At 69.5% G+C, this 10042-nt stretch carries 11 protein-coding genes; 8 read left to right on the top strand and 3 right to left on the bottom strand.

Annotation, left to right across the window (positions count from 1 at the left end; translation table 11 throughout):
* Positions 1-122: 122 nt before the first annotated feature.
* From AOK03_RS36920 to AOK03_RS36910, 3 genes are all read right to left on the bottom strand, one after another.
* Positions 123-719 carry a hypothetical protein gene (locus AOK03_RS36920; RefSeq protein WP_055569745.1) on the bottom strand — a complete coding sequence of 199 codons (597 nt, stop codon included), beginning with the start codon at positions 717-719 and terminating at the stop codon, positions 123-125.
* Positions 720-809: 90 nt separating this feature from the next.
* On the bottom strand, positions 810-1313 hold the full coding sequence (locus AOK03_RS36915; protein WP_055569744.1) for a hypothetical protein: 504 nt from the start codon (positions 1311-1313) through the stop codon (positions 810-812).
* A 108-nt stretch (positions 1314-1421) separates the two neighbouring features.
* Complete coding sequence (locus AOK03_RS36910) at positions 1422-3044, bottom strand: beta-N-acetylhexosaminidase (RefSeq protein WP_055569743.1); 1623 nt, start codon at positions 3042-3044, stop codon at positions 1422-1424.
* Positions 3045-3257: 213 nt separating this feature from the next.
* Here AOK03_RS36910 and AOK03_RS36905 point away from each other — a divergent pair, with 213 nt between their 5' ends.
* The 8 genes from AOK03_RS36905 (at position 3258) to AOK03_RS36870 (ending at position 9921) form a co-directional block, all read left to right on the top strand.
* Complete coding sequence (locus tag AOK03_RS36905; protein ID WP_079075194.1) at positions 3258-3872, top strand: 2-oxo-4-hydroxy-4-carboxy-5-ureidoimidazoline decarboxylase; 615 nt, start codon at positions 3258-3260, stop codon at positions 3870-3872.
* 149 nt (positions 3873-4021) lie between these two features.
* Positions 4022-4402 (top strand): succinate dehydrogenase, cytochrome b556 subunit, encoded by a 381-nt coding sequence (gene sdhC, locus AOK03_RS36900; RefSeq protein ID WP_079075193.1) that lies wholly within the window; start codon positions 4022-4024, stop codon positions 4400-4402.
* Between the two features lie 8 nt (positions 4403-4410).
* On the top strand, positions 4411-4905 hold the full coding sequence (locus tag AOK03_RS36895) for a succinate dehydrogenase hydrophobic membrane anchor subunit (RefSeq protein WP_055569746.1): 495 nt from the start codon (positions 4411-4413) through the stop codon (positions 4903-4905).
* Between the two features lie 16 nt (positions 4906-4921).
* On the top strand, positions 4922-6676 hold the full coding sequence (gene sdhA / locus AOK03_RS36890) for a succinate dehydrogenase flavoprotein subunit (RefSeq protein WP_055569741.1): 1755 nt from the start codon (positions 4922-4924) through the stop codon (positions 6674-6676).
* Positions 6676-7440, top strand: coding sequence for a succinate dehydrogenase iron-sulfur subunit (locus tag AOK03_RS36885; RefSeq protein WP_055569740.1), 765 nt, complete (start codon positions 6676-6678; stop codon positions 7438-7440). Before sdhA ends, AOK03_RS36885 begins: the two co-directional genes overlap by 1 nt.
* A gap of 205 nt (positions 7441-7645) precedes the next feature.
* On the top strand, positions 7646-8293 hold the full coding sequence (locus AOK03_RS36880; RefSeq protein ID WP_055569739.1) for a hypothetical protein: 648 nt from the start codon (positions 7646-7648) through the stop codon (positions 8291-8293).
* Positions 8293-9360, top strand: coding sequence for a hypothetical protein (locus tag AOK03_RS36875; RefSeq protein ID WP_055569738.1), 1068 nt, complete (start codon positions 8293-8295; stop codon positions 9358-9360). Before AOK03_RS36880 ends, AOK03_RS36875 begins: the two co-directional genes overlap by 1 nt.
* 114 nt (positions 9361-9474) lie before the next feature.
* On the top strand, positions 9475-9921 hold the full coding sequence (locus tag AOK03_RS36870; protein ID WP_055569737.1) for a VOC family protein: 447 nt from the start codon (positions 9475-9477) through the stop codon (positions 9919-9921).
* Positions 9922-10042: the final 121 nt, after the last annotated feature.

Raw genomic sequence — 10042 nt, 5'->3', positions numbered from 1 at the left:
CGCGTTCGGCGCCTTCGGGCGCGCGACCTGCACCGCGGACCTACCAGCGGAACGACCTGGGGAACGGGACTGACACCGACCGGCTACCGGACGTGACCCGGCCCCGGTGGCCCCCCGCTCCGTCAGCCGCGCCCCCGCGCCCGCCGCGACACCACGGCCCGCAGCACCCGTCGCCCCTCCATGGACACGTCCAGGGCCTGGCGCAGCCCGCCCACCGGGCCCGTGCCCTTGTCGGAGAGGAGTTCCAGGATGCGTACCTGACGGCGGAGTTCGGCCGCGACCAGCGGGGACGACAGGGAGGACGTGCCGTCCGTGCGGCCCTCGCGGCGCGCGGCGACCGAGCGGGTGGCGCCGGTGGGCGCGGTGTCGAGGAGGCGGTGGACCTGGAGCGCGGCGACGGAGCAGCCGTCGGCCCACTCCCTGATCTCGGCGCCCGAGTGCCCGGCGGGGGCCGCGTCGAGCATGCGGCGGGTCAGCGTGACCGCCTCCTGGGCGGTCCCGCCGGGCACCCGCCCGGCCGGTTCGCCGCCGGTGCCGAGCGCCGCGCGCGCCTCGGCCAGCGGCCCCGCCCAGTTCCCGCCCTCGGCGAGACTCGCCCACAGCGGGCGCAGCACGTCGTCGTCGCCGCCGAGCACCGGCACGCACCGGTCGAGGCAGGCGAGCCCGCTCGCCGCCAGGCCCCTCTCGTCGGCCTGCGCGATCAGCTCCACCAGGCTCATGCCGTACGTCTCCCGGGTCACGGATCCCCCGTCACGGACCCTGCACTGCCCCTTACTGCGTGCACCGGCCCGGGAACGTCACTGCGGAGGTCACTGGGGCACGACGCCCAGCCGGTCGAGGAAGCGGAAGAAGAGCTCCTCCGCCGAGGGCTGGGCATCCGCTTTCAGTACGTCGAGCAGCGGTCCCGGGGGCACCGTCCTGCCCGACTCCGCGGCCCAGGCCACCGCCCGCTCGGCGGCGTCGCGCGGCTCCAGGAAGTAGTCCTCGACGGTCAGTTCCGTGCCGCCGATGTAGCCCGCCATCGCGCGCCGCGCCAGGCACGTCGTCCACGCCCCGCTCTCGGGCGCCGCCGCCTCGACGATCACGCAGGCGCTGTCCATCACGTACCCGAAGAGCGCGGGCGCGCCGGACTCCAGGGCCAGCGTGTTCATGTTCCCGACGTCGCGCTCGCCGTCGCCCGGCACCTCCCACACCTGCCACCCGTCGGGCCGCCGGTCGAGGAGGGTCAGCTCGTCGCGCAGGCCCGCCACCGCCTTGAGCTCCACGAGCGGCCGCTCACTCCTGCCGACGACGTAATACCCCCAGTAACCCATGCCGCGTCCCCCCGCCGTGTTCCGCACACTCCGTACCGCAAAGTTGCCTTTCGTGGCCGAATACACCACAGACACAGCCAAGTTCGCTACCGGAAAGCAGAAATGGCGCTATTGGACCGTGTCGGCGAGCTTCACGAAGTCGTTCCAGGCCAGAGTGGGTTTCCTCGGGTCCCAGAGCTTCTGGACGGTGGCCCGCAGCGGCATGCGGATGCCCTCCGCCACCTGCTCCTGGCTCTGCGAGCCCGCGAGGTCGCACCAGACCGCGAACGTGCCGCCGAGGATCTGGTCGTCGTAGCGCTCGCTCACCGGCCGCGTGCCGCGGAGCACCAGCGGGGTCCAGCTCTCGTAGATCCGCTGGCCGGTCGGATAGCGGAAGGTGTTGGGCTGACCGAGGACGTAGTAGAGGTACTCGTCGTTGTAGTTGACGACCTTGCGGCCCGCCCTCAGATATTCGTCGGGCTCGCGCGCGCCGATCTCCTTGCCGGTCCAGTAGGCGACTTCGAGGTCGTCGGCGGCCTGGGTGCTCCCGCCCGGGAAGAACCCGTCGTTCCAGGCCTTCAGCTTCTTGTCGAACGGGCGCACGGTGTCGGCCCGGTCGTTGAGCCAGCCCGTCGCCAGGTCCTGGACGCGGCCGTCGGCGCCGTAGCGCTCGCGGGCCGCGGCGGCCAGCTGCGGGTAGGACGCCTCGGGGTTCTTGACCGTGAGGGCGCGGTATTCGTCGGCGCCGAGGTGCCAGTACGCGCCGGGGAACAGCTCGGCGTACTCCTTGAGCAGGTCGTCGACGATCTCCGCCGCCGCGGGCTTCGAGATGTCGACGGCGCCGCGCGTGGCGACGCCCCGGGTGTCGCGGAGCTGGAGGGAGGGGTGCTGGCGGGTGACCGCGCCGAGGTGTCCGGGCGAGTCGATCTCCGGGACGACGGTGATGTGGCGGCTCTCGGCCAGCTTCAGGAGGCGGCGGACCTGGTCCTTGGTGAGGTGGTCGGAGGAGACGATCTCGGGGTGCGAGTCCGACTCGATGCGGAACGCCTGGTCGTCGGAGAAGTGCAGGCCCAGTTGGTTGTACTTCAGATCGCCGAGCTCACGGATGCGGTCCTCGAGCCACTTCAGGTCGAAGTGCTTCCTGGCGATGTCGATCATGAAGCCGCGCCGGGGTTTGGCCGGGCGGTCCCGTACGACGCCCTCGGGAGCGGTCCGGCCGCCGCTCACCTCCTGCTTGAGGGTGCGGGTCCCGTAGAAGACGCCGACCTCGGCGGGCGCGGCGATCCGCACCTGCCGGCCCTTGACGGTCAGGGTGTACGACTCGGCGCCGCCCTTGCTCTTGTCTTTCCTGTCCTTGCCCGTGTCGCCGTCGCCGTCGTCCGTGAGCACCAGCTCCACGTCGCCCTCGCGGGGCTCGGCCTCCCCTCCGTACTTCAGCTTCAGCTCGTCCGCGAGCAGCCGCCCCTCGTCGGCCAGGCCGCCGTCGCCGACCACGACCCGGCCCTTGCCCTCGGCGGGACGCCAGCCGGGGCCGCGCGCCGCGGTGTGCTCGCGCACTGCGGGGATGGTGGCCGGGGCCTTTGAGAGCGCATAGCTCTTGCCGGGGCTCGCCGAGGGCGACGCGGCGGACTTGCCGTCCGACGGCGACACCCCGGCGGTGTCCCCGTCGCCGCCGGGCCAGAGCGCCACGGTCAGCACCACCGCGCCCGCGACGGCGACCCCGCTCGCCGCGACGACGGGGCCGCGCCTCACCGGTCACCCCGCACCGGGAAGCGTGCCGAATCTGAAGTCAGAGCCGAATCCAGAGACAGAGCCATACCGCCACGCTACGACGGGCCTTCGCGGGCGGCTCGTCCACATCACGAAGCCAAACTCTCCCATTCGGGTGAAATTCGCTCACTCGTCGGACAACCGACAGCACGCCTCGATAGCGTTACGACACCCCACACCCGCACCGCCCCACCCCTGCCGCCCCCTGCCCAGGAGCGCACGCTGCACCCGCACCAGTTGAACTCCGCCACCCCGGAGGCGGCCGAAGCCGCCCTCCTCACCTGCTGCGGCAGCCGACGCTGGGCCCGCCGCGTCGCCGCCCACCGGCCGTACCCCGACCTGGAGGCACTCCTCGCCGCCTCCGACGAAGCGGCGTACGACATGTCGCCCGCCGACCTCACCGAGGCCCTGGCCTGCGAGCCCCTCAATGCCGCGATCCCCCAGGTACCGCACCAGGGAGCGTCCCGGACCGGCCGCTCCGTGGCCCACACCGCCCTGCGCGCCGCCCACGCCGCATACGAGAGCCGCTTCGGACACACGTTCGTCATCTGCCTCGACGACGTCCCCGCGGACGAGGCCCTGGACCAGTTCCTCGCCGGTATCCGGTCACGCCTCGGCAACGATCCGGAGGACGAGCGCGCCATCGCCGCCGAGGAGCTGCGCCGCCTCGCCCGCGGCCGCCTCACCCGGTTCACCTTCGGCAATACGCCTGGCCACACCGCGGGTCACCCCACCGGACGCACCGGGGGACACGCCGCACGGGAGAGCCGATCGCAAACGCGTCCCGATAGCCCGTACGTGCCTGTTTGATTGCCTGTTTGATCACACCTGCGGACCCGGGGCAGGGCTACCGACAACTCGTCGATACGATGACGAGCGGCCGGTGGACCGTACCCGGCCGGGCCCGTCCGACCACCCAAGCCGGCTGGCCCCAATCCCCGCTCCCGGAGGGTTCTGCCGTGCCGGCTGGAACGCTGTACCGCGGCCGGGAAGGAATGTGGTCCTGGGTGGCTCACCGAGTCACCGGCGTCCTCATCTTCTTCTTCCTGTTCGTGCATGTGCTGGACACCGCTCTCGTCCGCGTCTCCCCGGAGGCGTATGACGATGTCGTCAGCACCTACAAGACGCCGATCGTCGCACTCCTCGAGTACGGCCTGGTCGCCGCCATCCTCTTCCACGCACTCAACGGCCTGCGCGTCATCGCCGTCGACTTCTGGTCGAAGGGTCCCCGCTTCCAGAAGCAGATGCTCTGGACCGTCGTCGGCATCTGGGTCGTCCTGATGGTCGGGGCGCTCTACCCCGTCCTCGGCCACGCCGTCCGTGAAGTCTTCGGGAGCTGATGCCGGACATGTCTGCTGACACCACGCTTGAGAAGTCCGGAACGTCCGGTATCGGCCCCGTCGAGGGCGCATCGCTCTACGACGCCGACAACCCGGCCCCGGTCATCGAGGCGCCCCGCAAGCGCACCTCCAAGACCCCGCGCTCGACCCGCGGCAACTTCGAGATGGCCGCATGGCTCTTCATGCGCCTGTCCGGCGTCGTCCTGGTCGTCCTCGTCCTCGGCCACCTGCTGATCCAGCTGGTGCTCGACGGCGGTGTCTCGAAGATCGGCTTCGCGTTCGTCGCCGGTCGCTGGGCCTCGCCGTTCTGGCAGGTCTGGGACCTGCTGATGCTGTGGCTCGCGATGCTGCACGGCGCCAACGGCCTGCGCACGGTCATCAACGACTACGCGGAGCGCCCGAACACGCGTCTGTGGCTCAAGGGCCTGCTGTACACCGCCACGGTGTTCACCATCCTTCTGGGCACGCTGGTGATCTTCACCTTCGACCCGAACATCCGCTAAAGCCGAGGCGACTTCCGTGAAGATTCACAAGTACGACACCGTCATCGTCGGCGCGGGCGGCGCCGGCATGCGCGCCGCCATCGAGGCGACGAAGCGCAGCCGCACCGCCGTGCTCACCAAGCTCTACCCCACGCGTTCCCACACGGGCGCGGCGCAGGGCGGCATGGCCGCCGCGCTCGCCAACGTGGAGGAGGACAACTGGGAGTGGCACACCTTCGACACGATCAAGGGCGGCGACTACCTGGTCGACCAGGACGCCGCCGAGATCCTCGCGAAGGAGGCCATCGACGCGGTCCTCGACCTGGAGAAGATGGGCCTGCCGTTCAACCGCACGCCGGACGGCACCATCGACCAGCGTCGCTTCGGCGGTCACACCCGCAACCACGGCGAGGCCGCCGTGCGCCGGTCCTGCTACGCCGCGGACCGCACCGGCCACATGATCCTCCAGACCCTCTACCAGAACTGCGTCAAGGAGGGTGTGGAGTTCTTCAACGAGTTCTACGTCCTCGACCAGCTCATCGTCGAGGTCGACGGAGTCAAGAAGAGCGCGGGCGTCGTCGCGTACGAGCTGGCGACCGGCGAGATCCACGTCTTCCAGGCGAAGTCCGTGATCTACGCGTCCGGCGGCACCGGCAAGTTCTTCAAGGTGACCTCGAACGCGCACACGCTCACCGGTGACGGCCAGGCGGCCTGCTACCGGCGCGGGCTGCCGCTGGAGGACATGGAGTTCTTCCAGTTCCACCCGACCGGCATCTGGCGCATGGGCATCCTGCTGACGGAGGGCGCCCGCGGTGAGGGCGGCATCCTCCGCAACAAGGACGGCGAGCGCTTCATGGAGAAGTACGCGCCGGTCATGAAGGACCTCGCGTCCCGTGACGTCGTCTCCCGCTCCATCTACACGGAGATCCGTGAGGGCCGCGGCTGCGGTCCCGAGGGCGACCACGTCTACCTCGACCTCACGCACCTCCCGCCGGAGCAGCTGGACGCCAAGCTGCCCGACATCACCGAGTTCGCGCGCACGTACCTCGGGATCGAGCCCTACACGGACCCGATCCCGATCCAGCCGACCGCGCACTACGCCATGGGCGGCATCCCGACGAACGTCGAGGGCGAGGTCCTCGCGGACAACTCGACCGTCGTCCCGGGCCTGTACGCGGCGGGCGAGGTGGCCTGCGTCTCGGTGCACGGCGCCAACCGCCTCGGCACCAACTCGCTCCTGGACATCAACGTCTTCGGCCGCCGCGCGGGCATCGCCGCCGCGGAGTACTCCGCGAAGAGCGACTTCGTCGAGCTTCCGGAGAACCCGGAGGAGCTCGTCGTGTCCCTGGTCGAGCGCCTGCGCGACGCCTCGGGCAACGAGCGGGTCCACGAGATCCGCAAGGAGCTGCAGGAGACCATGGACGCCAACGTCATGGTGTTCCGCACGGAGCAGACGATCAAGACGGCCGTGGAGAAGATCGCCGAACTCCGCGCCCGCTACAAGAACGTCTCCATCCAGGACAAGGGCAAGCGCTTCAACACCGACCTCCTGGAGGCCATCGAGCTGGGCAACCTGCTCGACCTGGCCGAGGTCATGGCGCAGTCCGCGCTCGCCCGCAAGGAGTCCCGCGGCGGCCACTACCGCGAGGACTTCCCCAACCGCGACGACGTCAACTTCATGCGCCACACCATGGCGTACCGCGAGGTCGGCGACGACGGCGCCGAGTCGATCCGCCTCGACTACAAGCCGGTCGTCCAGACCCGCTACCAGCCGATGGAGCGTAAGTACTGATGGCTACCCCGACGATGGACAAGCTCGAGGCCCTCGAAGCGGACAACGGCTCGCACCTGATCACGGTGACGTTCCGCATCCGCCGCTTCAACCCTGAGGTCTCGGCGGACGCCACTTGGGAAGACTTCCAGCTGGAGATCGACCCCAAGGAGCGCGTCCTCGACGGCCTCCACAAGATCAAGTGGGAGCTGGACGGGACGCTCACGTTCCGCCGCTCCTGCGCGCACGGCATCTGCGGCTCGGACGCCATGCGGATCAACGGCAAGAACCGTCTGGCCTGCAAGACCCTGATCAAGGACATCAACCCGGCCAAGCCGATCACGGTCGAGCCCATCAAGGGTCTGACGGTCCTGAAGGACCTGGTCGTCGACATGGACCCGTTCTTCCAGGCGTACCGCGACGTCATGCCGTTCCTGGTGACGACGGGCAACGAGCCGACGCGCGAGCGTCTGCAGTCCGCCGAGGACCGCGAGCGCTTCGACGACACGACCAAGTGCATCCTGTGCGCCGCGTGCACGTCGTCGTGCCCGGTGTTCTGGAACGACGGCCAGTACTTCGGCCCGGCCGCGATCGTGAACGCGCACCGCTTCATCTTCGACAGCCGTGACGAGGCGGGCGAGCAGCGCCTGGAGATCCTCAACGACAAGGACGGCGTGTGGCGTTGCCGCACGACGTTCAACTGCACGGACGCGTGCCCGCGTGGCATCGAGGTCACGAAGGCGATCCAGGAGGTCAAGCGCGCGCTGATCACGCGTCGCTTCTGATCCGGTTTCCGCCCGTACGTCCCCGTGGGCCCCGCTCCTTCTGGAGCGGGGCCCACGGGCGTGCCCGGCCGGATCTCCACAACATCCCCATCTGCCACGGGCTGTCTGAAAGAGGCCCATGGATAGCGTGGGACGGTGGGGGGCACGTGTGTCCTCCCGTCACACCGGCACCACTCCCCGTCCCGACACATCACAGGAGTACAGAGTGAAACGCCCCATCCGTCTCATGGCGGCCGCGCTGACCGCGTCCGCGGCACTGCTGTTGACCGCGTGCGGCTCCGGAGGGGGCGACGGCGACTCCCAGGACAAGATCGCCGGTGCGGACAACGGGAGTGAGGCATCGGCTTCCAAGGACCCCGCCAAGAAGCCCGACGGGATCAAACGGCCCGAGGTCGAGCTGCCGTCCGAGTTCAGGGCGAACTTCGTGAGCTGGACCAACAGCGACCCGAAACTGCAGAGCATCCTGGACGACGGCCGGGAGGAACTGCGGGCGAAGTACGCGGCGATCATCGAGGCCGACCCGAACTCGAAGGCGGTGTCCTTCTACGACTCGGGCAGCTCCCTGGTCACCGCCCGCAAGTGGATCAAGGGCTTCGTCGACACCGACGACAGCCTGACCGGCGAGATCAAGGCCTACAGCCCCAAGGTCCACGTCACGGACAACGGGGCGGGCGTGCTCTTCTACTGCGTCGACGAGCGCAAGTCGTCCACGAAGAACCGCAAGACCGACAAGGTCACCCACACCCCCGACAGCCCCGATTCGGTCCTGCAGTACCGGGCCAGGCTCACCAAGTCCTCTCAGGGCGTGTGGCAGACCGTCTCCCTCGACACCGTTCCAGGCGGGTGCAAGTGATGCGATCTCACCGCACGGCTACCGCGTTCCTTCTCGTCACGACCCTCTCTGTCGGCCTCTCCGCCACGGCGTACGCCATCGGAGACAAGGGCAACCAGAACTCGCCCGGCTCCTCCGGCGGCGCCAAGGGCAACACCCTGATGGCCGCGACCGGGACCACCAACATCCAGGTCTCCCAGGTCAGCGGCGGCAAGGGCGGGTCGGCGAAGCCCGTCGTGCCGGTGGACCCGAACTGGAAGCCGCCGGTCTGCTGGTACGAGCCCGTGGCCACGTCCGAGCAGGTCAAGGATGCGGTCGAACGGCTCAAGAAGGAGCCCAACAAGGACCTGGTTCCGGTGACGCCCACGCTCAGCTGGGGCCGGGACCTGATGATCGACCACTACGAGAAGGGCAAGACCCAGTCCGACGGCGACAAGGGCTACAAGAACTTCAACATGGGCAAGGACGGCAAGTTCTGGCGAGGCGTCGTCAATCCGGACATGGAGGACGACCCGGAGGCGTACGACTGCGAGAAGAACCTCTTCTGGCAGGATGCCGGGACCGTTCCGAAGATCGACAACGCCCCGACGCCCAAGGTGCTCGCCTCGTACGCGTACGACCAGATCAAGGTCCCCGACACCAAGGTCGAGCTGAAGCCCGAGGGCAAGTCGACGGTGAAGGTGCCCACCTGGGTGTGGCTGGACAAGGGGAAGTTCGAGCCCGTCAAGGTCCGCGCCGAGCTGCCGGGCACGGGCCTGTGGGCCGAGACCACCGCCAAGCCCGTCAGCCTGCACCTGGACCCGGGCACCCCGGACGCCGAAACGTTCCCGTCCGACGGTGAGTGCCCGGTCAACGACGACGACAGCATCGGCACGCCGTACACGAAGGGCTCCTCGAAGGAGGACCCGCCGTGCGGCATCAAGTACCTGCGGGCCACCGACGGCGCCCCGTACCAGATGAAGGCCTCCATCACCTGGGAGATCACCTGGGAGGGCTCGGACAACGACGGCGTGCACGACCTGCCCGACGGCACCTTCGAGGGCACCCAGGACGTCGACGTCCAGGAGATCCAGTCCATCAACCGGTAGGCGGCAGGTCCCGGCGGGCGCGTGTGAGGGCCGTACGGTCGAAGAATCGTGCGCGCCCGGCGGGGCTCATGCGCGCCTGCGCCGGTGCGGCGGCCCCCGGCCTACCCTGACGGAATGTCAGACAACCAGTCGGTCGGCCTGTCCGTTGACCGGTCCGCCGAACAGTCCACGGAGCTGCTCGGCTTCGACAACGTCCTGTTCCCCGTCGGCGACCTCGGCGAGGCCGTCGGGTTCTACGAGCGGGCCGGCTTCCCGGTCGCGTTCCGGCTCGACGAGATCGGGCTCGCCATCCTGAAGGTGGGCAAGGAGACACCGGGCGTGCTGCTGCGCGTGGAGGACGGCATCGTGCCGTGTACGCCACCGTGGTCCGCGCCCCGCATCTGGCTGGAGGTCCCCGACGCCCGCGCGAAGGGCCGGGCCCTGGCGGCCGCTGGGATCCCCCTGCTCGCCGAGCCGTTCTCCGTGGCCACCGGCTGGACGGTGGAGATCGCCGACGCGTGGGGGAACGTCGTCGGCTTCACGGACTACCTCAAGCGGCCGGAGCTGGCGCGGACCTCCTGAGGCGGACTCTCTGACGCGGACTTCCTGACGTGGACTTCCTGACGTGGACTGTCTGACGCGGACTGTCTGACGCGGGAGACGGCCGGTGGCCAGGCTCGCCGCCCCGCCACCGCCCCGCCAC

Origin of the sequence: Streptomyces atriruber, assembly GCF_001418325.1 — a bacterium.
In the GTDB taxonomy this organism is placed as follows: domain Bacteria; phylum Actinomycetota; class Actinomycetes; order Streptomycetales; family Streptomycetaceae; genus Streptomyces; species Streptomyces atriruber.
The sequence above is the reverse complement of the archived record's forward strand: the minus strand, read 5'-3'. Positions and strand labels throughout refer to the sequence as shown.

Coding starts and splice junctions, on each gene's coding strand:
- AOK03_RS36920 (WP_055569745.1), bottom strand. CDS start 719: ATGAGCCTGGTGGAGCTGATCGCGCAGGCCGACGAGAGGGGCCTGGCG.
- AOK03_RS36915 (WP_055569744.1), bottom strand. CDS start 1,313: ATGGGTTACTGGGGGTATTACGTCGTCGGCAGGAGTGAGCGGCCGCTC.
- AOK03_RS36895 (WP_055569746.1), top strand. CDS start 4,411: ATGTCTGCTGACACCACGCTTGAGAAGTCCGGAACGTCCGGTATCGGC.
- AOK03_RS36885 (WP_055569740.1), top strand. CDS start 6,676: ATGGCTACCCCGACGATGGACAAGCTCGAGGCCCTCGAAGCGGACAAC.
- AOK03_RS36875 (WP_055569738.1), top strand. CDS start 8,293: ATGCGATCTCACCGCACGGCTACCGCGTTCCTTCTCGTCACGACCCTC.
- AOK03_RS36870 (WP_055569737.1), top strand. CDS start 9,475: ATGTCAGACAACCAGTCGGTCGGCCTGTCCGTTGACCGGTCCGCCGAA.